The 22,353-nt window shown below is 72.9% G+C and carries 23 protein-coding genes and 2 tRNA genes; 16 read left to right on the forward strand and 9 right to left on the reverse strand.

Translation table 11 applies throughout. From position 1 onward, the window contains the following. Positions 1-52 precede the first annotated feature (52 nt). The 3 genes from ACYVDO_RS12420 (at position 53) to cimA (ending at position 4,241) form a co-directional block, all read left to right on the forward strand. The gene (locus tag ACYVDO_RS12420; RefSeq protein WP_460936280.1) at positions 53-1,165 is read left to right on the forward strand and encodes a branched-chain amino acid aminotransferase; all 1,113 of its coding nucleotides are present in this window, start codon (positions 53-55) and stop codon (positions 1,163-1,165) included. A 147-nt stretch (positions 1,166-1,312) separates the two neighbouring features. Continuing rightward, on the forward strand, positions 1,313-2,251 hold the full coding sequence (locus ACYVDO_RS12425) for a type IV toxin-antitoxin system AbiEi family antitoxin domain-containing protein (protein WP_460936282.1): 939 nt from the start codon (positions 1,313-1,315) through the stop codon (positions 2,249-2,251). A gap of 409 nt (positions 2,252-2,660) precedes the next feature. Further along, a complete protein-coding gene (gene cimA / locus ACYVDO_RS12430; protein ID WP_460936284.1) occupies positions 2,661-4,241 on the forward strand; it encodes a citramalate synthase in 1,581 nt (526 codons plus the stop codon). 390 nt (positions 4,242-4,631) lie between these two features. Here cimA and ACYVDO_RS12435 read toward each other — a convergent pair whose 3' ends face one another. Next, positions 4,632-6,068, reverse strand: coding sequence for a PAS domain-containing sensor histidine kinase (locus ACYVDO_RS12435; RefSeq protein WP_460936286.1), 1,437 nt, complete (start codon positions 6,066-6,068; stop codon positions 4,632-4,634). Between the two features lie 208 nt (positions 6,069-6,276). Further along, a complete protein-coding gene (locus ACYVDO_RS12440) occupies positions 6,277-6,699 on the reverse strand; it encodes a response regulator (RefSeq protein WP_460936288.1) in 423 nt (140 codons plus the stop codon). A gap of 124 nt (positions 6,700-6,823) precedes the next feature. On the opposite strand from ACYVDO_RS12440, the gene ACYVDO_RS12445 reads away from it, so the two are divergent. Beyond that, a complete protein-coding gene (locus ACYVDO_RS12445) occupies positions 6,824-7,504 on the forward strand; it encodes a response regulator (protein WP_460936290.1) in 681 nt (226 codons plus the stop codon). A gap of 120 nt (positions 7,505-7,624) precedes the next feature. Here ACYVDO_RS12445 and argG read toward each other — a convergent pair whose 3' ends face one another. Continuing rightward, positions 7,625-9,052 carry an argininosuccinate synthase gene (gene argG / locus ACYVDO_RS12450; RefSeq protein ID WP_460936292.1) on the reverse strand — a complete coding sequence of 476 codons (1,428 nt, stop codon included), beginning with the start codon at positions 9,050-9,052 and terminating at the stop codon, positions 7,625-7,627. Positions 9,053-9,194: 142 nt separating this feature from the next. Here argG and ACYVDO_RS12455 point away from each other — a divergent pair, with 142 nt between their 5' ends. Together ACYVDO_RS12455 and ACYVDO_RS12460 are read left to right on the forward strand one after the other, a co-directional pair. Then, entirely contained in the window at positions 9,195-9,740 is a 546-nt protein-coding gene (locus tag ACYVDO_RS12455; RefSeq protein ID WP_460936294.1) for a hypothetical protein, read from the forward strand. A 180-nt stretch (positions 9,741-9,920) separates the two neighbouring features. Then, the gene (locus ACYVDO_RS12460) at positions 9,921-10,616 is read left to right on the forward strand and encodes a PadR family transcriptional regulator (RefSeq protein ID WP_460936296.1); all 696 of its coding nucleotides are present in this window, start codon (positions 9,921-9,923) and stop codon (positions 10,614-10,616) included. Here the strand turns inward: ACYVDO_RS12460 and ACYVDO_RS12465 are convergent. Further along, a complete protein-coding gene (locus tag ACYVDO_RS12465; protein ID WP_460936298.1) occupies positions 10,571-11,503 on the reverse strand; it encodes a 3-methyladenine DNA glycosylase in 933 nt (310 codons plus the stop codon). The genes ACYVDO_RS12460 and ACYVDO_RS12465 overlap by 46 nt on opposite strands. 80 nt (positions 11,504-11,583) lie before the next feature. Between ACYVDO_RS12465 and ACYVDO_RS12470 the strand changes: the two genes are divergently transcribed. Next, positions 11,584-12,426 (forward strand): GDSL-type esterase/lipase family protein, encoded by an 843-nt coding sequence (locus tag ACYVDO_RS12470; RefSeq protein ID WP_460936300.1) that lies wholly within the window; start codon positions 11,584-11,586, stop codon positions 12,424-12,426. A 91-nt stretch (positions 12,427-12,517) separates the two neighbouring features. Here the strand turns inward: ACYVDO_RS12470 and ACYVDO_RS12475 are convergent, their stop codons facing one another. After that, entirely contained in the window at positions 12,518-12,904 is a 387-nt protein-coding gene (locus tag ACYVDO_RS12475; RefSeq protein WP_460936302.1) for a VOC family protein, read from the reverse strand. Positions 12,905-12,922: 18 nt separating this feature from the next. After that, positions 12,923-13,099: a hypothetical protein gene (locus ACYVDO_RS12480; RefSeq protein WP_460936304.1), complete on the reverse strand. Its 177-nt coding sequence runs from the start codon at positions 13,097-13,099 to the stop codon at positions 12,923-12,925. A gap of 82 nt (positions 13,100-13,181) precedes the next feature. Between ACYVDO_RS12480 and ACYVDO_RS12485 the strand changes: the two genes are divergently transcribed. The 6 genes from ACYVDO_RS12485 to ACYVDO_RS12510 all read left to right on the forward strand — a co-directional run bounded on the left by ACYVDO_RS12485 (position 13,182) and on the right by ACYVDO_RS12510 (position 17,687). Beyond that, positions 13,182-14,135 (forward strand): GlxA family transcriptional regulator, encoded by a 954-nt coding sequence (locus tag ACYVDO_RS12485; protein ID WP_460936306.1) that lies wholly within the window; start codon positions 13,182-13,184, stop codon positions 14,133-14,135. A gap of 95 nt (positions 14,136-14,230) precedes the next feature. Continuing rightward, the gene (locus ACYVDO_RS12490; protein WP_460936308.1) at positions 14,231-15,007 is read left to right on the forward strand and encodes a fumarylacetoacetate hydrolase family protein; all 777 of its coding nucleotides are present in this window, start codon (positions 14,231-14,233) and stop codon (positions 15,005-15,007) included. A gap of 132 nt (positions 15,008-15,139) precedes the next feature. After that, positions 15,140-16,663 (forward strand): glutamate--tRNA ligase, encoded by a 1,524-nt coding sequence (gltX, locus tag ACYVDO_RS12495; RefSeq protein WP_460936310.1) that lies wholly within the window; start codon positions 15,140-15,142, stop codon positions 16,661-16,663. Positions 16,664-16,739: 76 nt separating this feature from the next. After that, a complete protein-coding gene (locus ACYVDO_RS12500; protein WP_460936312.1) occupies positions 16,740-17,231 on the forward strand; it encodes an SRPBCC family protein in 492 nt (163 codons plus the stop codon). 201 nt (positions 17,232-17,432) lie between these two features. After that, positions 17,433-17,504 (forward strand) — tRNA-Gln (locus ACYVDO_RS12505). A gap of 110 nt (positions 17,505-17,614) precedes the next feature. Continuing rightward, positions 17,615-17,687 (forward strand) — tRNA-Glu (locus ACYVDO_RS12510). Positions 17,688-17,753: 66 nt separating this feature from the next. Here the strand turns inward: ACYVDO_RS12510 and ACYVDO_RS12515 are convergent. Then, complete coding sequence (locus ACYVDO_RS12515) at positions 17,754-18,356, reverse strand: MerR family transcriptional regulator (protein WP_460936314.1); 603 nt, start codon at positions 18,354-18,356, stop codon at positions 17,754-17,756. Between the two features lie 89 nt (positions 18,357-18,445). Here ACYVDO_RS12515 and ACYVDO_RS12520 point away from each other — a divergent pair, with 89 nt between their 5' ends. After that, positions 18,446-18,940 carry a monooxygenase family protein gene (locus ACYVDO_RS12520; RefSeq protein ID WP_460936316.1) on the forward strand — a complete coding sequence of 165 codons (495 nt, stop codon included), beginning with the start codon at positions 18,446-18,448 and terminating at the stop codon, positions 18,938-18,940. A 3-nt stretch (positions 18,941-18,943) separates the two neighbouring features. On the opposite strand, the gene ACYVDO_RS12525 is transcribed toward ACYVDO_RS12520, so the two are convergent. Together ACYVDO_RS12525 and ACYVDO_RS12530 are read right to left on the reverse strand one after the other, a co-directional pair. Beyond that, positions 18,944-19,216 (reverse strand): hypothetical protein, encoded by a 273-nt coding sequence (locus tag ACYVDO_RS12525; protein ID WP_460936318.1) that lies wholly within the window; start codon positions 19,214-19,216, stop codon positions 18,944-18,946. Positions 19,217-19,445: 229 nt separating this feature from the next. Continuing rightward, positions 19,446-20,189 (reverse strand): IclR family transcriptional regulator, encoded by a 744-nt coding sequence (locus tag ACYVDO_RS12530; protein WP_460936320.1) that lies wholly within the window; start codon positions 20,187-20,189, stop codon positions 19,446-19,448. 120 nt (positions 20,190-20,309) lie between these two features. On the opposite strand from ACYVDO_RS12530, the gene leuC reads away from it, so the two are divergent. Together leuC and leuD are read left to right on the forward strand one after the other, a co-directional pair. After that, a complete protein-coding gene (leuC, locus tag ACYVDO_RS12535) occupies positions 20,310-21,734 on the forward strand; it encodes a 3-isopropylmalate dehydratase large subunit (protein ID WP_460936322.1) in 1,425 nt (474 codons plus the stop codon). Continuing rightward, positions 21,734-22,327, forward strand: a complete 594-nt coding sequence (gene leuD, locus ACYVDO_RS12540) for a 3-isopropylmalate dehydratase small subunit (protein WP_460936324.1) — start codon at positions 21,734-21,736, stop codon at positions 22,325-22,327. Before leuC ends, leuD begins: the two co-directional genes overlap by 1 nt. The last annotated feature ends 26 nt before the right edge of the window (positions 22,328-22,353 follow it).

Consider the following 22,353-nt stretch of genomic DNA (forward strand, 5'->3'; position numbering starts at 1 on the left):
GGCCGGGCAGGTAACCTCGGCAGGAGAACCCGCACCGTCGCAGGAGGACTCCATGAGCCAGACCGCCGCCCCGCTGACCTTCGAGGTCACCCGCCGCACCGACCCGCGGCCGGACGCGGAGCGCGAGGCCGTACTGGCGAACCCGGGGTTCGGCACGACCTTCACCGACCACATGGTCACGGCCACGTGGACGCGTGACGAGGGCTGGCACGACGGCCGGGTCACGGCATACGGGCCCATCACGCTCATGCCCTCGGCGGCGGTCCTGCACTACGCCCAGGAGATCTTCGAGGGCATGAAGGCCTACCGGCACGAGGACGGCTCCATCTGGACCTTCCGCCCGGAGGCCAACGCCCAGCGGATGCTGCGCAGCTCCACCCGGATGGCGCTGCCGCAGCTGCCCGAGGACGACTTCCTCGCCTCCCTGCGGGCGCTGGTCGAGGTGGACCAGGCGTGGGTCCCGGCGTACGACGGCGGCGAGAAGAGCCTGTACCTGCGGCCGTTCATGTATGCCTCGGAAGCGTTCCTGGGCGTGCGGCCGGCCGCGGAGGTGACCTACTCGGTCATCGCCTCGCCCGCCGGCGCGTACTTCAGCGGCGGCATCAAGCCGGTCACGCTGTGGTTGTCCGAGCACTACGCCCGGGCGGGGGAGGGCGGCACCGGCGCGGCCAAGTGCGGGGGCAACTACGCCTCCTCGCTCGCGGGCCAGCTCGAGGGCATCGAGCACGGGTGCGACCAGGCGGTCTTCCTCGACTCCTCGACGCACACCTACGTCGAGGAGCTCGGCGGCATGAACCTGTTCTTCGTGACCCGCGACAACCGGCTCGTCACGCCCGAGCTCACCGGGTCGATCCTCGAAGGGGTGACGCGCTCGTCGGTGCTCGAGCTCGGCAAGGAGCTCGGGCTGACGGTCGAGGAGCGCCGGGTGCCGATCCAGGAGTGGAAGGACGGCGCCGCCTCGGGCGAGATCGCCGAGATCTTCGCGTGCGGGACGGCCGCGGTCATCACGCCGGTGGGCGAGATGCGCTGGGACGGCGGCTCGTGCGACCACCGCCGTGACGGCTCCGACATCGGCGAGGTCACCGGGACCATCCGCACGCGGCTGCTCGACATCCAGTACGGCCGGGCCGAGGACACCCACGGCTGGCTGACCCGCCTGGTCTGACCCGTCCGGTCCGACCCGCCCGACCCGCCCGCCCCGTCCCGCGGCCGAATCTTTGCCCAACATTGCCGGGGCACGTCCGGGCTCGGCGTTGTCCACAGCCCCGACGATGCTTCCCATCTCCGCGCGGGCGGCTGCCACGCTGGGTCCATGCCAACGATGGAGCCCGCACTCGCCGACCTCGCGGCCTCGCAGTCCGGAGCGTTCAGCTCGGTCCAGGCGCACCGGTTCGGCGTCGACGACCTCGAGCTCTACCGGCTCGTGCGCGAGGACGTGCTGCTGCGGGTGAGGCGAGAGGCCTTCGTGTGCGCCGACGCGGTTCTCGTGCTGACGCCCGAGCAGCTGTATGCCGTGAAGTCCAGGGCCGTGCTGCTGTCCAGGGGTGAGCCGGGGTGGGCCTCGCACTACGCGGCCCTGGCCGTCGCAGGTCTCCCCCTGCTCGACCTCGACCTCGACCGCTTCGACGTCTGCGCCGGGGTCAAGCGCGAGTTCCGCAACGGCAACGTGGTGACACACCCGCTGCCCGAGGGTGAGCAGACCCTGGTGGTCGGCGGGGTCAAGTGCATCTCCACGGCGAGTGCCGTGGTGATGACGGCGGTCCGCCACGGTCTCAGGGCCGGAGTCGTCGCTGCTGACGCGGCGACGCACGCGGGCCTCGTCGACCTCGCAGGGCTGTCGGCCGCCACCAGCCGCCTGGCGCTCGGAGTCCGAGGCAGGTCGAAGGCGGCACGGCTCCTGCAGCTCGTCGACGCCTCGTCGGAGTCACCCGGCGAGAGCCTGACGAGGATGTCGCTGGTGGGGCTGGGGGTGCGCTTCAGGACCCAGGTCGACGTGGGCGACTCGCGCGGCTTCATCGGCCGGGTCGACTTCCTCGTCGAGGGTCGGATCGTGCTCGAGTTCGACGGCCTCGTGAAGTACGAGGGGCAGGAGGGTCGACACGCCCTGGCGGCGGAGAAGCATCGTGAGGACCGGCTGCGTGCGGCCGGGTACGAGGTCGTCCGGCTCACGTGGGCCGACCTGCACACGCCGGGCCGGCTGGCCCTGCTTCTGCGTCAGGCGCGTTCGCGGGCGGCCGTGCGGTCTGCCTGACCCTGTCCCGAATCGTGGCCCAAGATTCGCGCTGCTGGCGAACCTTCACCCGCCCTGCGAATCTTGGGCCAACATTCGCAGGGGGGCGGACGAGACTGGCGACCCGGCGCCCACCATCCGGACGCGGGGTACCAGTGGCCGGACGGGGCTGTCACGATGGGCCCATGACGTCCTGGCACGTGGCCACCGCCATGGTGATTATCGACTAGCGCGACGAGATCTCTCCCGTCGCGCAGACCTCCCGCACCCGGGGGGTCTTTCTGTTTGTGAAGCACGGTCTGTTTGTGGCGACGACCCGGCCCACCCCACGCCGGGCGTCGGGCGCGACGACGAGGACAATCACCCCCAGGACGAGGACACGGACCGCCACGCGGCGGCCCGACCGCGAGAACGGCCCCGAGGACCCACGATGAGCGACCTGCACGTCTACGACACGACCCTGCGCGACGGCGCGCAGCAGGAGGGACTCAACCTCTCCGTCGCCGACAAGCTCGCCATCGCGGCGCACCTCGACGAGCTGGGCGTCGGCTTCATCGAGGGGGGCTGGCCGGGTGCGAACCCCAAGGACACGGAGTTCTTCGCCCGCGCCCGCACCGAGCTGCAGCTGCGCAACGCCACCCTCGCGGCGTTCGGCGCGACCCGGCGGGCCGGCGGCGTCGCTGCCGACGACCCACTGGTCCGCGCCCTGCTCGACTCCGAGGCGCCGGTGGTCACCCTCGTGGCCAAGTCGCACGTGCGCCATGTCGAGTCCGCGCTGCGCACTACCCTGGCGGAGAACCTCGCCATGGTGCGCGACACCGTCTCCTTCCTCACCGGCGAGGGCCGGCGCGTGTTCCTCGACGCGGAGCACTTCTTCGACGGGTATGCCGCGGACCGTGCCTACGCGCTCGAGGTCGTGCGGACCGCGCTCGAGGCGGGAGCGGAGGTCGTGGCGCTCTGTGACACCAACGGCGGCATGCTGCCCGGGCAGGTGGCCGACGTCGTGGGCGACACGGTGTCGTCGACGGCGGGGCGGGTCGGCATCCACTGCCACAACGACACCGGCTGCGCGGTGGCCAACTCGATGGCGGCGGTCGAGGCGGGTGCCAGCCACGTGCAGGGCACGATCAACGGGTACGGCGAGCGCACCGGCAACGCCGACCTGCTCACCGTCGTGAGCAACCTGCAGATCAAGCGCGGCCTGCCCCTGCTCGAGCCGCAGCGGCTGCGCGAGGCGACCCGGATCGCCCACTCCATCAGTGAGATCACGAACGTCCCGCCGTACTCCCGCCAGCCCTACGTCGGCGCCAGCGCGTTCGCGCACAAGGCCGGCCTGCACGCGAGCGCGATCAAGGTCGACCCCGACCTGTACCAGCACACCGACCCCCAGCACGTCGGCAACGACATGAGGATGCTGGTGTCCGACATGGCCGGTCGCGCCTCGATCGAGCTCAAGGGCCGAGAGCTGGGCTACGACCTGTCGGGCGACCCGGAGCTGCTCGCCCGCGTCCTCGCGACCGTCAAGGAGCTCGAGCTGCGCGGCTACACCTTCGACGCGGCCGACGCGTCCTTCGAGCTGCTGCTGCGCCGCGAGGTCGAGGGTGCCACCCACGACTTCTTCGACGTCGAGTCGTGGCGGGTCATCACCGACGCGCGCGGTGCCGAGGACGCCCTCTCGGAGGCGACGGTGAAGGTGGTCGCGGGCGGCCAGCGCGTCGTCGCGACGGGGGAGGGCAACGGCCCCGTCAACGCGCTCGACCACGCGCTGCGGCAGGCGCTGGTCCCGGCCTACCCCGAGCTGGACAAGCTCGAGCTCATCGACTTCCGCGTCCGCATCCTCGACGCCGCGCACGGCACCGACGCGGTCACCCGGGTGCTCATCGAGACGTCCGACGGCTCCACCTCGTGGGAGACCATCGGCGTCGCGGGCAACATCATCGAGGCGTCCTGGCAGGCCCTCGTCGACGGCGTCACGTACGGCCTGGTCCGGGCCGGCGTCCCCGTCCGGTAGGCGGCCCCGTCCGGTAGGCGGCCCCGTCCAGCCGGCTGTGGCCCCGTCCGGTAGGCGGTCCCGTCCAGCAGGCTGTGGCCCCGTCCGGCAGGCGGCGTCCCATCCTGGAGGCGGCGCGCACGACCGGCGGTGACGGGGCGCGTACGACCGGTGGTGACGGGGCGTCCACGACCCGGCGCTGGAACGAGTCGAGCACCGACCGGTCCTGGAGGAGGGGGGGTATGCCTGGACCGGCCGGTGCTCGGGACGCGCAGGCGTCGGCGGGATCGCCCGGCGTGGAGCGCCGACCGGCCCTCAGGGGACGTGGACCGGTCGGCGTACGCCTACCCTCTCCCGCGGGGCAGGGCCGGCACCCGGTGCCGCCGCCGCAATTCGCCTAGTGCATGGGGATCAGTGCGGACCGGGGAGCCAGAGCGTCACGCAGGTGCCGCCACCGGGCCGCGGCTCGACGGTGCACCAGCCACCGGCCAGGGTGGCGCGGTCACGCATACCCGAGACACCCCGGTGGCCGGGCGCCGAGGACTCGACGCCCTCCCCGGGGCCGACGCCGTCGTCCCGCACGAGGACCCGCAGCCCGCCGTCGACACCCGAGACCACGACCTCGACGTGGGAGGCCTTCGCGTGCTTGAACGCGTTGACCAGGGCCTCCTTGACGATCCGGTAGGCCACGGCGCGGGTGGACTCGGGCATGTCCGGTTCCGCCGTGCCGTCGACCCGGCGGACGACGTCGGTCCCCTCGAAGACCTCCTCGGCCGCCCGTGCCAGTGCCGGGGTGACGCCCTCGTGCAGGTCCGGCGGCTCCAGGTCGAACAGGAGCGCCCGGAGCCGTGCGGTGGCCCCGGTGACCGACTCCTGGAGCCCGTCGAGCTCGGGCAACAGCGACGGCGCCTGCTCCCGCAACCGGCGGCGCAGCAGTCCGAGCCTCAGGTCGACCGCGGCGCACGCCTGGACCGGGTCGTCGTGCACGTCGGCGGCGATGCGCGCCCGTTCGGCGTCCTGGGCGTCGACGAGCCGGCCGAGCAGGGCCGACCGCTGGTCCACGAGCTCGCGCAGCGCCGCCTCGGACGCGACCCGCTCGCTGATGTCTCGCTGCACGGTGGCGAGGGCGAACGGCTCGCCGGTCGCGATGTCGCGCATGAGGAAGCTGGCGACCACCACGGGGATGGCGTCGTCGACGCCCCAGCGCTTCAGGGTCGTCTGGCCGGCCCAGTGCCCGTCGCGGACCACGGCGGGCTGCTCGACCTCGACCGAGGCCACCAGTCCCTCCGGGGTCAGGTAGTCGGCGATCGTCGTCCGGCGCACGTCGGCGTCGGCCGGCATGCCGATGAGGGCCCTGCCGCCCGGGTTGACGTACTCGACCGTGCCGTCGAGCGAGGCGATGGCGATGAAGTCCGGGGACGCCTCGACGAGGGCCTTGAACCTGCTGAGGTCGGACGCCAGGTCCTCGATGCGGCGGCGGTCAGCCGCAGCGGCTGCCTCGCGGGCCCGCTGGTCGGTGACGTCCGTGGTGACGCCGGCCGCGCCCGTGAGCCTGCTGTCGTCGTCGAAGAGTGGTTCGAAGTGCATGGCGAGCCGCCGGCCCCGGAACTCGCGCTCCCCGGAGAACCGCTCGCCCGCCAGCGCCCTGGTGACGGCCTCGGTCGCCAGCGGGTCGTCCCGGTAGACGTCGAAGAAGTTCTGGCCGAGCAGCTCGTTGGGGCCGAGACCGATCGCCGCCAGCCCGGGCCCGACCGAGAGGGTGCACCGCCCGGTCGCATCCATCCCGAAGATGATCTGGGGCCCGACGTCGACCCCGTCATCGGTCGTGAGCCACTCGCCCTCTGCCATGCGCGCCCCCTCCAGGTGCCGGCCCGCGGTGGCCGCGCCCTCATCGTAGGCGCGATGGTCGGGCGCACACCGAACTGACCACGGGTGGCAGAGGGGGGAGGCGGCCCGCAGCCCAGGGGACCGTGCAGCAGACCCACCCGCAGTCCACGCGACCGCACCGCAGGCGAGCCACGGGACACGAGACCCGCAGGGCAGGCGACCCGCCGGCTCAGCCCCGCGTGAGGACCCGCAGCGCCCCGGCGGCAGTCCCCGTCGCGAGCACGACCTCACCAGCGGCACAGCGCACGAGCAGGTCGGTCAGGAACTCCCCGATCTGTCCCTTGGCCAGGTAGCCCACCGCGCCAGCGCGGACGATCGCGGCCACCGTGCTTCCCGTGACCTCGGCCGACACCGCCACGACGGCCGGGGCGCCCGGCAGGGCCGCGATGGCCGCGACGGCGGCCGCCCCGCCGCCCGGCATCCGCACGTCGAGCAGGGCGAGGTCGAGGTCGAGCTCGGAGGCCAGGCGGAGGGCCTCCTCGCCGTCGGAGGCGCGGGCCACCACCGTGAACCGGCCGTCGGACTCGAGGACGTGCACGAGGGCGGCCAGCATCTGCGGATGGTCGTCGGCGACGAGCACGCGAAGGGGCACGGAATTTCCTGACGGCGACGAAGGTTCAGATGGCACTTCATTCTGCCGTCGGAGGGGCACGGGAATGCCGATGCGCGCGCGTCGCGGGGGATAGTGCATGGATACTAGCCGCGGAGGTGGTGTGGTGAGCGAGCGTGCCGAGGTGGCGCACGAGCCAGGGGCCGAGCAACCCATCCGGGTCGTCATCGTCGACGACCACGAGGTGGTGGCGGCCAGTCTGGCGCGCGTCCTGGACGACGAGCCCGACGTCGTGACGGTGGGGCTCGCGAGCACCATCGCGCAGGCGCGGGCCCGGATCCAGTCGGCTGCCCCGGATGTGCTGATCCTCGACCGGAGGCTCCCCGACGGCGACGGCGTCGACGCCATCGCCGCGCTGAAGGCGCTGCGCCCCAGCATGAACGTGCTGGTGCTGACCGGGTCGAGCTCGGACGACGTGCTCGTACGGGCGCTCGAGGCGGGCGCCGCCGGGTTCCTCTCCAAGACGCGCAGCCTCGGCGAGGTGACCAGCGCCGTCCGTGCCGCAGCCCAGGGCGAGGCGACCATCTCACCGGAGATGCTGGCCCGCCTGCTGCCCAAGCTGACCCGCCAGCCCGCGCCCGGGCCGACCCTCACCCGGCGCGAGGATGAGGTCCTCTCCATGCTGGCCCGCGGCCTGTCGAACGCCGCCATCGCCGCCGAGCTCGTCGTCAGCGTCAACACCGTGCGCAACCACGTGGCCAACCTGTCGGCCAAGCTCGGTGCCCACAGCAAGCTCGAGGCGATGTCGATCGCCATCCAGCGCGGCCTGCTCTCCCCGCCCGGCTGACCCTCACCCGAAGAAGTGCCCAGTCTTCGCGTCGGGCTGGAACCTTCCCTCCCGATCCGGAGAGTGGGCACTTCTTCGGGAGCGGCGGTATGCCGGTATGCCGGCTGACCGTCGGAGGCGTCAGTCGGTGCCGGACTCGATCGCTGCGCGGTCGAGGGCGTCGTCCTGCTCGTCGACCTGGGCGGCGCTGGGGTTCGCCGAGATGGCGCGGGCGCCGCCGGGCTCGAGGTCGCCCACGAGGTCCTGGTGACGGCGCACGAGCTGGCCCTGCGCGGCATACAGCTCGAGCTTGGCCCGGCTGTCGGCGATGTCGAGGTTGCGCATGGTGAGCTGGCCGATCCGGTCGACGGGGCCGAAGGCCGCGTCCTCGGTGCGCTCCATCGAGAGCTTCTCGGGGTGGTAGGAGAAGGCCGGGCCCTCGGTGCGGACGATCGAGTAGTCGTCGCCGCGCCGCAACCGCAGGGTGACCTCGCCGGTCACGGCCGAGGCGACCCAGCGCTGCAGCGACTCGCGGAGCATGAGCGACTGCGGGTCGAGCCAGCGGCCCTCGTAGAGGAGCCGGCCGAGCCGGCGCCCCTCGGCGTGGTAGCTCGCGATGGTGTCCTCGTTGTGGATCGCGTTGAGCAGCCGCTCGAAGGTGATGTGCAGCAGCGCCAGTCCGGGGGCCTCGTAGATGCCGCGCGACTTGGCCTCGATGATGCGGTTCTCGATCTGGTCGGACATGCCGAGGCCGTGGCGCCCGCCGACCTTGTTGGCCGCGTCGACCAGGGCGACGGCGTCGCCGCCGAAACCCTCGCCGTCGATCGCGACGGGGCGGCCCTGCTCGAACCGGACCGTGACGTCCTCGGACGCGATGTGGACCGACTCGTCCCAGAAGGCGACGCCCATGATCGGGTCGACGACCTCCATCGACTCGTCGAGGTACTCGAGCGTCTTGGCCTCGTGCGTCGCGCCCCAGATGTTGGCGTCGGTGGAGTACGCCTTCTCGGCGCTCGCGCGGTACGGCAGGTCGCGGGCGGTGAGCCACTGCGACATCTCGTGCCGGCCGCCGAGCTCGTGCACGAAGTCGGCGTCGAGCCACGGCTTGTAGATGCGCAGCGAGGGGTTGGCGAGCAGGCCGTAGCGGTAGAACCGCTCGATGTCGTTGCCCTTGAAGGTCGAGCCGTCGCCCCAGATGTCGACGCCGTCCTCCTTCATGGCGCGCACGAGCAGGGTGCCGGTGACGGCGCGACCCAGGGGAGTGGTGTTGAAGTAGGTGCGACCGCCGCTGCGGATGTGGAACGCGCCGCAGGCGATGGCCGAGAGCCCCTCCTCGACGAGGGCCGAGCGGCAGTCGACGAGGCGCGCGAGCTCGGCGCCGTACTGGCCGGCGCGGCCCGGGACGGTGTCGATCTCGGGCTCGTCGTACTGGCCGAGGTTGGCGGTGTACGTGCAGGGGATCGCCCCCTTCTCACGCATCCACGCGACCGCGACCGAGGTGTCGAGCCCGCCGGAGAAGGCGATGCCGACACGTTCACCGACAGGGAGGGACGTCAGAACCTTGGACACAGCAGGTCAGCCTACGGCCCTGCCGCACGCCGTCGTCCCGGCGCCCACGGGGTGGCACGGCCCTTCCGCCGTTGACGGGCGTGGGCGGGTCGTCGATCCTGAGCCGGGTCCGGTTCGGGGTCCTGGTCTGATGGGGTGAGTCATGAACGGAGACGGCCTGAAGGGGCAGGCGAGGGACCTGCGCCCCCGCGAGCGGATGGTGCTGGGGCTGCTGCTCACGTGGGTGCTGGCGCCGGTCCTGCGGTACGACGACACGCCGGAGGGCCGACAGCGCGGCGAGGTCTGCCGGGAGTGGCTCGACCGGGCGCTGCGCGACGTCGACGCAGGTCCGCCCGACTCCCTGCTCGCGGAGGTGACCACCAGCGAGGAGCTCCGGCTCGACGAGGAGCCGGATGGGCCGGCGGCCTTCCGGGTGGACTTCCTGGCGGCGCTCGCCTACGCCCTCGAGGCCGGTCAGGGGAACGAGCGTTCCTTCGGCGGCCTGTTCTCGCGGGTGGAGAGCACCGTGGACTTCGCCGCGGAGGCGGGGTTCACGCCGGGACTTCCGTGGCTCGACGGCCAGGTGCTGGAGGTCATCGACGCCCTGCGGGGCACGGGCGGTGCGGCCTGCGTCGACGTGGCGCTGCTCGAACGGCTCCGGGACGTCCTCGCGCCCTCCCGCGCAGCCCTCGCGGTGGGCACGGCGTAGGGCAGGGCCGGGCGGGGGCACGGCGTAGGGCAGGGCCGGGCGGGGGTTGACACCGATATGTCGACGAGGCACTCTATCGATATATCGACGGAACATCGTCGACAGTGCGTCGAGACCGGCCCCCCGCAGACAGGGCGAGGCCCCGCCGCACACCCCCACGACCCGAACGGGAGACCAGCCATGAACCGCATGAACCACGTCCACGAGCAGCACCACCACGACCACCACCACGGCCCGCACCACGACGGGGCCCACCATGACGGCCCCCGGCGCCCCGACGCACCGCACGGGCGGCACCCGCGCCGCGGACCGGGCGGCCCCGGCCTCGGTTTCGGCCCTGGCTTCGGCCCTGGCTTCGGCCCGGGTTTCGGCGGCCCCCGCGGGGGCGGCTTCGGCCCGGGGCGCCGCGGCCGGCGCGGTGACGTCCGCAGGGCGATCCTCGCGCTGCTCGCCGAGGAGCCGAGGAACGGCTACGGCATCATCACCGCCATCGCCGAGCGCTCGGACGCCACCTGGCAGCCAGGCCCCGGCTCGATCTACCCGGCGCTGCGGGCGCTCGACGAGGAGGGCCTCATCGCCCCCGACGAGAGCGACGACGATCCGCGCCGCAAGGTCTTCGCCCTCACCGCCGACGGCCGCGCCTACGCCGAGGCCCACGTCGAGGAGCTGGCGGGCGCCTTCGAGTCGGCCACGGCGCCGCAGGGCGGGGTCCGCGAGCTGCGGCACGAGGTGCACCAGCTCCACGGCGCCATCCAACAGGTCGGCATGTCCGGGCGGCCCGAGCTGCTCGAGTCGGCCCAGAAGGTCCTGGCCGACGCCCGGCGCTCGCTCTACCGGCTGCTCGCCGACGACGACAGCACGTCGTCCGAGGGCTGACCCGCCGCCGCCGACCCGGCGGCACCCACTCGGGCCAGCGCCTGCAGGAGCCGCTCCCGCAGGCGCTGGCCGCGGTCGGCGAACGTCCGCTGCGCCGCGGCATACTCCGCCCGCCCGGCCGGCGTCTCGACCGGCACCGGCTCGTAGCCGAGCTCGCGCAGGTCGTACGGCGAGGCCCGCATGTCGAGCTCGCGGATCTCGCGGGCGAGGTCGAAGGCGTCGAGGGTGAGGTCGCCCGGCACGGCCGGCCCGAGCTTCATGCACCACTTGTACAGGTCCATCCCGGCGTGCAGGCACCCCGGCTGCTCGAGCGCCAGCTGGCTCTCGCGCGTCGGCTGCAGCACGTTGAGCGGCCGCGCGGGTGGGGTGTAGAAGCGGAAGGCGTCGAAGTGCGTGCACCGGATCCGCAGCGACTCCACGAGCTCGTCGGTGCCGGAGGTGCCCAGCCGCAGCGGCCACCCGGCGTGCCGCACCTCGTCCTCGCCCTGCCGGTAGACCATGGCCCATTCGTGCATCCCGAAGCAGCCCAGCTGGGCCGGGCGCGCCGCCGTCGCCGAGACCAGCCGGCGCACGAAGTCGACCGTGCGCCCCCGGTCCAGCAGGTATGCCGTGGTGTCCAGCTCCACCGCGCCGCCGACGGTCCGGTGGTGTCGCCACCCGGCCCGCTCGGTCGCCGCGGCCCTCTCGAGCCGGACCCCGGCACCCGGGTGCCACCGGCGCAGCCGGCCCGCGGAGAACGGGTAGTAGGTGAAGAGGAAGTCCTCGACGGGGTGCCGCCGGCCGTCCGAGCGCCGGGCGCGGTGGGCGGCGGTCGCGGCGTCGGCCCGCTCGGCGTGCGCGGCCTCGAGGGCGCGCCACGCCTGCTGCTCCAGCACGGTCCCGGTCATCGGTTGTCAAGCGTAACGAGACGTATGGCGCCGGCGGCCCCGCGGTGGCAGCGTGGGGCCACCACACCTCGGGAGGGTCCATGCAGCGCCGCGTCCTCGTCACGCTCCTCGCCGCCGTCGCCCTGCTCGTCGCGCCGAGCGCCGCCACCGCGGCGCCCTCGGAGCGCGGCCAGCAGCAGGCCACCGGCTGGTACCTGTCGCTCGGCGACTCCCTCGCCGCCGGATACCAGCTCGGCGTCGACCACCCGACCGAGGGCTATGCCGGCCCGACGCTGGCCGCACTCCAGCAGGCCTCGCCCAAGACCAAGCTCGTCAACCTCGCCTGCTCGGGCGAGACGACGACCTCGATGATCGACGGGGGCAAGTGCAGCTACGAGGAGGGCAGCCAGCTCGACCAGGCGGTCGAGTTCCTGCACGCCCACCGGCTCACCACGCGGCTGGTGACCCTCGACATCGGCGGCAACGACATCGCCAAGTGCGGCTTCTCGGGCCTGCAGGACAGCTGCATCGACCCCGCGCTGGCCACGCTCCGGCAGAACCTGCCGACGATCATGGAGCGCCTGCACGCCGCCGCTCCGCAGGCGCACATCGTGGTCCTCAACTACTACGACCCGTTCCTGGTCTACGCGCTCCAGGGCCCGGCCGGCCTGCCGCTGGCCCAGAAGTCGCTGGTCGTCCTCGGGACCTTCGACGGGCTCATCGCCGCAGCCGCCGCAGCCCAGGGGGCCGACGTCGCCGACGTGGCCGGCGCGTTCTCGACGACGAGCTGGACGCCGCTGGTGCCCGTCCCGGGCATCGGCTCGGTGCCGCTCAACCTGGCGCGGATCCTGATGTGGACGTGGATGGCGCCGCCGCGCCTGGACTTCCACGCCAATGACGCCGGGTATGCCGTGATGGCCGGCGCGGTGATCGCCGAGCTCTGAGCGGGAAGGCGGGCCGGCTCACCCGGGCCGGTCCGGGCCACACGGCGCGGCTCGGCGTGCCCGGACCACTCCGAGCCACCCCCGGTCGGGGTCAGGCGTTCGACTGCACCAGCTCGACGGGGTTGCCGTCGGGGTCGGCCACCCAGGCCACCCGCAGCCGGCCTGCCTGGAAGTCGTGCGGCTTCGACAGCACCGGTGCCCCGGACCCCACGAGGTCGCCGAAGGCCGAGTCGACGTCGTCGGTCCAGACGCACACCTCCATCCCGCCACCCCCCGGGCTCACCACCAGGCCGTGGTCGCCGCGGGCCGCCGACTGGTCGGCGACCCCGAGCCGCAGGCCGTCGAGGGTCAGCTCCACGTGCAGCGGGGCGCCCCCGGCGGGGTAGCGGTAGGCCTCGGTGAAGCCGAGCCCGGCGTAGAAGACCACGCTGCGCGCGACGTCGGTGGAGTAGAGGTTGAGCTGCGGGGTGCGGAACACCCGGCCGACCCTACGACGTCAGGCAGCAGCCTGCGCGTCGTGCAGCACGCGGGCGAGGTCGTGGTCGAGGTCGCTGAAGGCGATCGAGGAGTCGGCGCCGTGCGGGGCCCGGGGGAGGCCCCAGGTGCGGCGGTGGTGCCGCTCGAGGCCGGCGACGAGGGTGGCGGTGAGGGCGAGGAGCAGGAGAAGGGTCATGACAGGAATCCTGCGCCCATGCGGATCCTGCCACGAGTGGCAGAACTGACCCGGAGAGCCAGATTGCTGCCATACTCCGGTCATGGCCCTGTCCACGATCGCCGCGCTCGTCACCGACCCGGTCGCCATGTTCGAGACCGCCATCACGTGCGAGGTGTTCGGCCTCGACCGCACCGACGACGGCGTGCCGCCGTTCACCTTCATGACGTGCGGGGAGGCCGTCGGCACCCCCGTCCCCACGACGAGCGGGGGAGCCCTCGTGCCGACCCACCAGTGGCAGGACGCGGTCGACGCCGACCTGGTCGTGATGCCGGCGGGTGGCGTCCGCGACTCCTACCCGGAGGAGCTGCTCGAGGTGATCCGTGCCGCCCACGCACGCGGCGCGACGGTCCTGTCGATCTGCACCGGGGCGTTCATCCTCGGCGAGACCGGCCTGCTCGACGGCCTCACCGCCGTGACGCACTGGCGGTATGCCGACGAGTTCGCCCGCCGCTTCCCGCGGACCCACGTCTCGATGGACGTCCTCTACGTCGACCACGGCCAGATCGTCACCGGCGCGGGAACCGCAGCGGGCATCGACGCGGTGCTGCACCTCGTCCGCCGGGAGCTGGGCTCGGCCGTGGCGACCCGGATCGCCCGGCGCATGGTGGTGCCACCACAGCGCGACGGTGGGCAGCGGCAGTACGTCGAGGCACCCCTGCCGCAGACCGACGCGGCCAGCATCCAGCCGGTGCTGGACCACATCAGCGACCACCTCGACGCACCGCACACCGTGCCCGACCTGGCCAGGCTGGCCATGATGTCCGAGCGGACCTTCGCCCGGCGGTTCGTCGCCGAGACGGGGACGACGCCCCACCGGTGGATCGTGCAGCAGCGGGTGCTGCGGGCCCGCGAGCTGCTCGAGGAGACCGACCTGCCCGTCGAGGCCGTCGCCTCGCACAGCGGGTTCGGGTCGGCGTCGCTGCTGCGCACCCACTTCCAGTCCGTCGTCGGCACCAGCCCGCAGCGGTACCGGCGCGAGTTCTCCGCCCGCTGACCTCGCCGGCCCGCGCCCGGCCTGCCCGGGCGGCCCGCCCCCGAACGGCCGAGGCGCCCGGAGCGGGGGCCGCGCCACCTCGGTAGGGTCGGGACGTGCGCATCGCGAGGTACACGACAGGTGACGACCCGGCCTTCGGTGTGGTGGAGGGGGAGCCGGGACGCGAGTACGTCGTCCAGGTGCAGGGCGACCCCCTCTACACGCCGATCGTCCCCACGGGCGAGCGGTTCCCGGTGGGGGAGGTCCGCCTGCTCTCGCCCGTCATCCCGCGCAGCAAGATCATCGGCATCGGCAAGAACTACGCCGACCACGCCAAGGAGATGGGCGGGGAGGTCCCGGACCAGCCGCTCATGTTCCTCGTCCCCAACACCGCCGTCGTCGGCCCCGGTGACCCCATCGTCATGCCCGCCGGCGCGAAGGAGATCTCCTACGAGGCCGAGCTCGCCGTCGTCATCGGCCGGATCGCCAAGGACGTCCCCCGCGAGCGGGTCAAGGAGGTCGTGTTCGGCTACACCTGCGCCAACGACGTCACCGCCCGCGACTGGCAGCGCGGCGACGGGCAGTGGGCCAGGGCCAAGGGCTTCGACACCTCCAAGCCGCTCGGTCCGTGGATCAGCACCGACCTCGACGTCTCCGACCTGCGGGTGCGCAGCCGCGTCGACGGCGAGACCCGGCAGGACGGCACGACCGCCGACATGATCTTCGACGTGCAGACCCTCGTCTCGCACGCGAGCTCGGCGTTCACGCTGCTGCCGGGTGACGTCATCCTCACCGGCACCCCGGCCGGGGTCGGCCTGGTCGAGGCCGGCCAGCGGGTCGACGTCGAGGTCGAGGGCATCGGGACCCTCACCAACACCTTCGTCCGGCGCTGAGCCGGGCGGGGCGGCGCCCGGAGCGAACGGCGCGGAGCGAACGGTGCGGTGCCGGGCACGCGGTGCGGGGCACACGGTGCCGGGCACACGGCATACGGCGTCGGTCGCGGCGGTCCCTAGAATCGGGGCACCATGACTGACACGCCCACCCAGACCCCCCGCCTGCGCGTCGCCCCGTCGCCCACCGGCGACCCGCACGTCGGCACCGCGTACATGTCCCTGTTCAACCTCGCGTTCGCGCGCCAGCAGGGCGGCAGGTTCGTCCTGCGGATCGAGGACACCGACCGGGCCCGGTTCCGCGAGGACAGCGAGCAGCAGGTGTTCGACATGCTGCACTGGCTCGGGCTGCACTGGGACGAGGGCCCGGACGTGGGCGGCCCGTACGCGCCGTACCGCCAGTCCGAGCGGCTCGACACCTACCGGCCGTACGTCGAGCGACTCCTGGCCGAGGGCAGGGCGTACCACTGCTGGTGCTCGACCGAGCGGCTGGCGCAGATGCGCGAGGTGCAGCAGAAGACCAAGCAACCCACCGGCTACGACCGCCTGTGCCACGGCAAGACGCGCGAGGAGCGGGCCGCGCTGCCCGGCTTCACCGAGACCCCGGTGGTGCGGATGTACGTCCCCGAGGACGTCGAGCTGCACTTCGAGGACCTCATCCGCGGCCGGGTGTCCGCGCCGCGCCCCGACGACCAGGTGATCCTCAAGGCGGACGGGTTCCCGACCTACCACCTGGCCGTCGTCGTCGACGACCACGAGATGGGCATCACCCACGTCGTGCGCGGCGAGGAGTGGATCTCCAGCACCCCCAAGCACATCCTGCTCTACCGCTGGCTCGGCCTGGAGCCGCCGAAGTGGGCGCACATGCCCCTGCTGCGCAACACCGACAAGTCCAAGATCTCCAAGCGCAAGAACCCGGCAGCCCGGCTGACCTGGTTCCGCGAGCAGGGCTACCTGCCCGAGGCGCTCGTGAACTTCCTCGCCCTGCTGGCCTACCCGCCGGCCCAGGGCGCCGAGGGCGAGGACGTCGAGGTCTTCACCTTCGAGGAGTTCAGCAAGGACTTCGACTGGCGCAAGGTCAACCCGGTCGGGCCGATCTTCGACCTCAAGAAGCTGGACTGGCTCAACGGCGTGTACGTCCGCGGCCTCGAGGTGGGGGAGCTGGCCTCGCGGCTGCTGCCGTACCTCGTGGAGGCCGGGGTGCTGGGCGAGGCCCCCAGCCTGGGCGAGCTGGCCCGCCTGCGGGCGGTCACCGAGCTGATCCAGACGCGCATGGTGCTGCTGACCGAGGCCGCGCCGCTGGTCCGGCCGTTCTTCGTCGCCGACGACGAGCTGGAGGTCGCCGAGGACGCGCGGGCGGAGCTCAAGGACGACGCCGGGCAGGTGCTCGACGCCGCGGTCGCCGCGCTGGACGACCTGGGCGACGAGCGCTCCGGCGTGCTCGGGTCGGAGTCCACGTGGAACGCTGCAGCCATCGAGGCGGCCCTGCGCGCTGCCGTCGTCGAGGGACTGGGCATCAAGCCGAAGTTCGCCTTCGGCCCGCTGCGGACCGCGGTGTCCGGCCAGCGCGTGAGCCCGCCGCTGTTCGAGTCGATGGAGATCCTGGGCCGGCCCTCGACCCTGGCGCGGCTGCGGCGGCTGCGCGCCGACCTGGGCTGACGGCGACGTCGCCGCGTGGCAGGGGTCACGCGGCCGGCCCGCTGCGGTTCGCCGGCCGGGCGGTTAGCGTCGGGTCATGAGCCGCATCGTGACCGAGAGCATCGACGTCGCCGCCCCCGCGTCGACCGTCTTCGACATCCTCGCCGACCCGCGCCAGCACGCCCGGATCGACGGCTCCGGCTCGGTGCAGGAGATCGTGGAGGGGCCGCAGCGGCTCGAGCGAGGGGCCGAGTTCGGGGCGCAGATGCGGCTGTTCGGCGTGCCGTACCGCATCGCGAACCGGGTCGTGGAGTTCGAGGAGGGGCGCCGGATCGCCTGGCGGCACTTCGGTGGCCACCGCTGGCGCTACGAGCTGGAGCCCCTGGGTGAGGACCGGACCCGCGTCACCGAGTCGTTCGACTACTCGATGTACGGCACGGCTCCGCGACTGGCGATCGAGCTGATGGGGTTCCCCAGCCGCAACCGCGACGGCATCCGGGCGACCCTGGAGCGGCTCCGGGACGCGGCCGAGGCCGACGCCCCGCGGCCCAGCGGCGACGCGGCGGTCCCCGTCGGGGACGGGTCCTGATGGCGATCCGCACCGGGAGCAGGGTCCGCGAGACCTGGGGCGGCGAGGTCGAACGCGCCTGAACGGCGCCGGATCCCGGTGCGCGCGGCGCCGGATCCCGGTGCGCACGGCGCCGATTTGGGAAGCCGAGGAACAGCCCGGTAGTATCGCACCTCGGTTCACCCCCTGAAGGCCTTCGGGCGCGCTGGGAGTGATACCCCTTGGGGTATGGTGTAATTGGCAGCACGACTGATTCTGGTTCAGTTAGTCTAGGTTCGAGTCCTGGTACCCCAGCTCCGGCGGAGCACCTTGCGAGAGGCCGCCGATTCGGAGAAATCCACGACCTGCCGGTATGGTTCTCTCCGCTGCCCGACACCGATCGGTGTCACCGGCAGACCAGCTAGGGCCCCGTTGTGTAGCGGCCTAGCACGCCGCCCTCTCAAGGCGGTAGCGCGGGTTCGAATCCCGTCGGGGCTACGCGAGCCCAGAGCCCCCGTCCACCTGGACGGGGGCTCTTCGCGTTCCGGCGCGGCCCTGGGGCCGTCACGAGCGGCGCACGCTCACCGCCTCCTGGGCGAGGCGGCGCAGGGCCACCAGCACCGGGTCCACCATGACCGTCCCCACGACGACGGTGTGCATCGCCGCCGCCGGGCTCTCGGCTGCCAGGGCCGTACCGAGGTCGACCTCCGCGACGACGGCCATCGCCTCGGCATACCGCCGCAGCGACTCGGGGGACAGCACCACGCCGGCTTTCGCGGCGGCCGTGACGGCCGCGCTCAGGGCTCGCAGCGCCGGCGCGTCCGGCCAGACCTGCCAGCCGAGGTCGGCCACCAGCGCGGACACCTCCTCGCTCACCGGCGCGTCGTCGCCGGGGGTCGGGAGCGCGACGTGCGCGATGCCGAGCAGCTCGTGGCGTCCGGCCGGCGGCGCGGCCAGGGCGTCGAGGATGGAGCGCACCCCCGCGATGCCCACACCGCCGTGCTCGACGAGCGCCCGGACGAGCCGGACCCGCTCGACGTGCTCGTCGCCGTACTCGGCCCGGGTGCGGCTCGTCGCCTCGCCCGGCATGAGCAGCCCTTCGCGCAGGTAGTACTTGAGCGTGTGCACCGGCACGCCGGTCGTCTCGGCGAGCTCGGAGATCCGCATCGGCTGCTCCTGGGTCTTGACATCGGATAGTGCTGCTGTCCAATATGGCAGGGTACTGATGGACAGTGCCACTATCCAAGGAGTCCGGCATGGTCGACCGCGTCACGCACGCCTACGAAGGACCGCTCGCCGTCTTCCTCATCGGGCTGCGGGTGCACAAGCCCTGGCGCGTCGGGGTCGTGGGGACCGCGGTCCGGGCGATGCCGAGGATGATCGCCGAGCTCGAGCGCAACAAGGCGGCCGCGGCTCGGGGGGAGGCGGAGTCCCTCGGCTACCTCGGCAGCCGGTCGACCGTCCACGGCCTCGGCACCACGATGATCCAGTGGTGGCGCAGCGTCGACGACATCTACGCCTACGCCAACGCGACGCCGCTCGAGCACCGACCGGCCTGGCTGGACTTCTACCGGGCGGTCCGCACGGACCCGGCTGCGGTGACCATCTGGCACGAGACGTATGCCGTGTCCGCGGCGGAGAGCGTGTATGCCGGGCCGGCGCCGTTCGGCCTCGCCTCGCTCGCCGGGACCGTGCCGGTCGGCCGGCGCGGGGAGACGGCGCACGATCGCATCACCACAGGCGGGAGCTAGCCCTCAGTCGCGGCGCCCGCGCCGGACGCGTCGCCCGATCGACACGGCGAGGGCCAGGAGGGGCAGCGCCCACGCCCGGTCCGCCGTCAGCGGGTCGGGTCCCGGGCCGGTGGTGGGGTCGAGCCGGCGCAGGTGCAGCCGACGCCAGCTCGCCCGCAGGACCGCGTCGTCGTCCCGGAGGCCCTGGGACTCGAGGTAGCTGCCGAACCAGGAGGCTGCGAACTTCCGTATCCCCGCGGCCACCCGCATCGCCTCGGCCTCGTCGTCGAGCTCCACGGCTCGGACGACCCGTAGTGGCTGGTCTGCGTGCCCTGGCTGGCTCGGGGGTGCTGGTCGGGCGCGCCTCGTGACATCGCGCTGCGGCTGGCTTCGCCCGTTCGGGTGGAGCGGGGCGGCCGGCTGGAGGTGCGGGTCTGGCTCATGGCCCCACCGTCCGATGGCGCCCTCGGTGCCGGCCCGTGTTGAACGTCCCGTCACGTCGGCCCGTCGGCTCCCGGGTCCAGCGTCAGGCGTTGTTCTGCTGCTGCTGCTGCGCGTGGTGCCGGGCCAAGACCTCGGTGAGCTTGTTGGCGCCGGCCATGACAGTCGCCGCGTGCAGGCGCCCGGGCTGGCGCGAGAGGCGCTCGATCGGCCCCGAGATGGACACGGCGGCGACGACTCGGCCGCTGGGACCGCGCACCGGCGCGGACACGGAGGCGACGCCGGCCTCGCGCTCGCCGACGCTCTGCGCCCAGCCGCGACGACGCACTCCCGACAGGGTCGTCGCGGTGAACTTCGCACCGTGCAGGCCGCGGTGGAGCCGGTCGGGCTCCTCCCAGGCCAGCAGCACCTGCGCCGCCGAGCCCGCCAGCATCGACAGGGTCGCGCCGACGGGGATCGAGTCGCGCAGCCCGACCGGTCGCTCGGCCGCCGAGACGCAGATGCGCTGGTCGCCCTGGCGACGGAACAGCTGGGCGCTCTCGTTGGTGTGGTCCCGCAGGGCGCCCAGGACCGGGCCGGCCGCGGCGAGCAGGCGGTCCTCGCCGGCGGCCGCGGCGAGCTCGGCGAGACGGGGGCCGAGGACGAACCGGCCCTGGATGTCGCGCGTGACCAGGCGGTGGTGCTCGAGGGCGACGGCCAGCCGGTGGGCCGTGGGGCGGGCCAGTCCGGTCGCGGTGACCAGCTGGGCGAGGGTCGACGGCCCGGCCTCGAGGGCGCCCAGCACGATGGCCGCCTTGTCGAGAACGCCGACTCCACTGGTGTTGTCCATGCACTGATATTGACGTCTCATTGCCTGAGACGCAAATCCACCTGCGTGTCGGAGGTGCGACGCTCGGTGGACGGCGCAGCGTGGCGCGCGCCGGAGCCATGGTCGAAGGAGTGGGGAATCGTGTCGGGAACGCTGGCCGAGAAGGTGTGGGACGCCCACGTCGTCCGTCGAGCCGAGGGCGAGCCGGACCTCCTGTACATCGACCTGCACCTCGTCCACGAGGTGACCTCGCCGCAGGCCTTCGACGGCCTGCGGCTTGCCGGCCGCGGTGTCCGCCGGCCCGACCTCACGCTCGCCACCGAGGACCACAACGTCCCCACCACGCCCGGCCCCATCACCGACCCGGTGAGCCGCACCCAGGTCGAGACCCTGCGCCGCAACTGCGAGGAGTTCGGCGTCCGGCTCTACCCGATGGGCGACGCCGAGCAGGGCATCGTCCACGTCGTCGGCCCCCAGCTGGGCCTGACCCAGCCGGGCATGACGATCGTCTGCGGCGACTCGCACACCTCGACCCACGGGGCCTTCGGCGCGCTCGCGTTCGGGATCGGCACGTCCGAGGTCGAGCACGTGCTCGCCACGCAGACCCTGCCGCTCAAGCCGTTCCGCACCATGGCCGTCACCGTCGAGGGTGACCTCCAGCCGGGCGTCACGGCCAAGGACATCGTGCTGGCCGTGATCGCGAAGATCGGCACCGGCGGTGGCCAGGGGTACGTCCTGGAGTACCGGGGCAGCGCCATCCGGTCGCTGTCCATGGAGGCCCGGATGACGGTGTGCAACATGTCGATCGAGGCGGGCGCGCGCGCCGGCATGATCGCCCCCGACGAGACCACCTACGAGTACCTGCGCGGCCGTGACCACGCGCCGACCGGCGCCGACTGGGACGCCGCGGTCGCCGACTGGGAGCAGCTGCGCACCGACGACGACGCGGTGTTCGACGCGGAGGTCGTCCTCGACGCCTCCACGCTGACGCCGTTCGTCACCTGGGGCACCAACCCCGGCCAGGGCCTCCCGCTCGGCGAGTCCGTCCCCGACCCCGAGACCCTGGGCGACGACACGGCCAAGGCCGCGGCCCAGCACGCGCTGGAGTACATGGGCCTGACCCCCGGGACGCCGCTGCGCGAGATCCGGGTCGACACGGTCTTCGTCGGCTCCTGCACCAACGGGCGGATCGAGGACCTGCGCGCGGCCGCCGAGGTCGTCAAGGGCCGCAAGGTCGCCGACGGCGTCCGGATGCTCGTCGTCCCGGGGTCCGCCCGGGTGCGGCTGCAGGCCGAGGCCGAGGGGCTCGACCGGGTGTTCACCGAAGCGGGCGCCGAGTGGCGGCTCCCCGGTTGCTCGATGTGCCTGGGGATGAACCCCGACCAGCTGGCCCCGGGGGAGCGCAGCGCCTCGACCTCGAACCGCAACTTCGAGGGCCGGCAGGGCAAGGGCGGCCGCACCCACCTCGTCAGCCCCCTCGTCGCCGCGGCAACGGCGCTGCGCGGCACCCTGTCCAGCCCGGCCGACCTCGACCAGCTCGTCGGCGCGAACGAGGGGACCCTCTGATGCAGGCCTTCACGACCCACACGGGCATCGGCGTCCCGCTGCGCCGCAGCAACGTCGACACCGACCAGATCATCCCCGCCGTCTACCTCAAGCGCGTGACCCGCACGGGCTTCGAGGACGGCCTGTTCGCCGCGTGGCGCAAGGACGAGACGTTCGTCCTCAACCACGAGTCGTACGCCGCCGGCTCGGTGCTCGTCGCCGGCCCCGACTTCGGGACGGGCTCCTCGCGCGAGCACGCGGTGTGGGCCCTGATGAACTACGGGTTCCGCGTCGTCCTCTCCTCGCGGTTCGCCGACATCTTCCGCGGCAACAGCGGCAAGCAGGGCCTGCTCACGGCCCAGCTGGCCCAGGACGACATCGAGCTGATCTGGAAGTACCTCGAGAACGAGCCGGGTGCGTCCGTGACGGTCGACCTGGTCTCCCGCACCGTCACCGCCGGTGACATCGTGGCGTCCTTCGAGGTCGACGACTACACCCGCTGGCGGCTGCTGGAGGGGCTCGACGACATCAGCCTCACCCTGCGCCACGAGCAGTCGATCACCGACTTCGAGGCCCGTCGTCCGGCCTACAAGCCGGTCACCAGCCCGGCCTGAGCCTCTCGCCGCGCCGCGACACGGCG

This window comes from Phycicoccus ginsengisoli, assembly GCF_054779295.1.

Bases quoted from the DNA above. Each gene is read 5' to 3' on its own strand.
- ACYVDO_RS12460 (WP_460936296.1), top strand. From the start codon at position 9,921: ATGAACCGCATGAACCACGTCCACGAGCAGCACCACCACGACCACCAC.
- gltX (WP_460936310.1), top strand. From the start codon at position 15,140: ATGACTGACACGCCCACCCAGACCCCCCGCCTGCGCGTCGCCCCGTCG.
- ACYVDO_RS12530 (WP_460936320.1), bottom strand. From the start codon at position 20,189: ATGGACAACACCAGTGGAGTCGGCGTTCTCGACAAGGCGGCCATCGTG.
- ACYVDO_RS12520 (WP_460936316.1), top strand. From the start codon at position 18,446: ATGGTCGACCGCGTCACGCACGCCTACGAAGGACCGCTCGCCGTCTTC.
- ACYVDO_RS12420 (WP_460936280.1), top strand. From the start codon at position 53: ATGAGCCAGACCGCCGCCCCGCTGACCTTCGAGGTCACCCGCCGCACC.
- ACYVDO_RS12470 (WP_460936300.1), top strand. From the start codon at position 11,584: ATGCAGCGCCGCGTCCTCGTCACGCTCCTCGCCGCCGTCGCCCTGCTC.
- ACYVDO_RS12480 (WP_460936304.1), bottom strand. From the start codon at position 13,099: ATGACCCTTCTCCTGCTCCTCGCCCTCACCGCCACCCTCGTCGCCGGC.
- ACYVDO_RS12500 (WP_460936312.1), top strand. From the start codon at position 16,740: ATGAGCCGCATCGTGACCGAGAGCATCGACGTCGCCGCCCCCGCGTCG.
- ACYVDO_RS12455 (WP_460936294.1), top strand. From the start codon at position 9,195: ATGAACGGAGACGGCCTGAAGGGGCAGGCGAGGGACCTGCGCCCCCGC.
- ACYVDO_RS12485 (WP_460936306.1), top strand. From the start codon at position 13,182: ATGGCCCTGTCCACGATCGCCGCGCTCGTCACCGACCCGGTCGCCATG.
- leuD (WP_460936324.1), top strand. From the start codon at position 21,734: ATGCAGGCCTTCACGACCCACACGGGCATCGGCGTCCCGCTGCGCCGC.
- cimA (WP_460936284.1), top strand. From the start codon at position 2,661: ATGAGCGACCTGCACGTCTACGACACGACCCTGCGCGACGGCGCGCAG.
- ACYVDO_RS12435 (WP_460936286.1), bottom strand. From the start codon at position 6,068: ATGGCAGAGGGCGAGTGGCTCACGACCGATGACGGGGTCGACGTCGGG.
- ACYVDO_RS12425 (WP_460936282.1), top strand. From the start codon at position 1,313: ATGCCAACGATGGAGCCCGCACTCGCCGACCTCGCGGCCTCGCAGTCC.
- ACYVDO_RS12515 (WP_460936314.1), bottom strand. From the start codon at position 18,356: ATGCGGATCTCCGAGCTCGCCGAGACGACCGGCGTGCCGGTGCACACG.
- ACYVDO_RS12465 (WP_460936298.1), bottom strand. From the start codon at position 11,503: ATGACCGGGACCGTGCTGGAGCAGCAGGCGTGGCGCGCCCTCGAGGCC.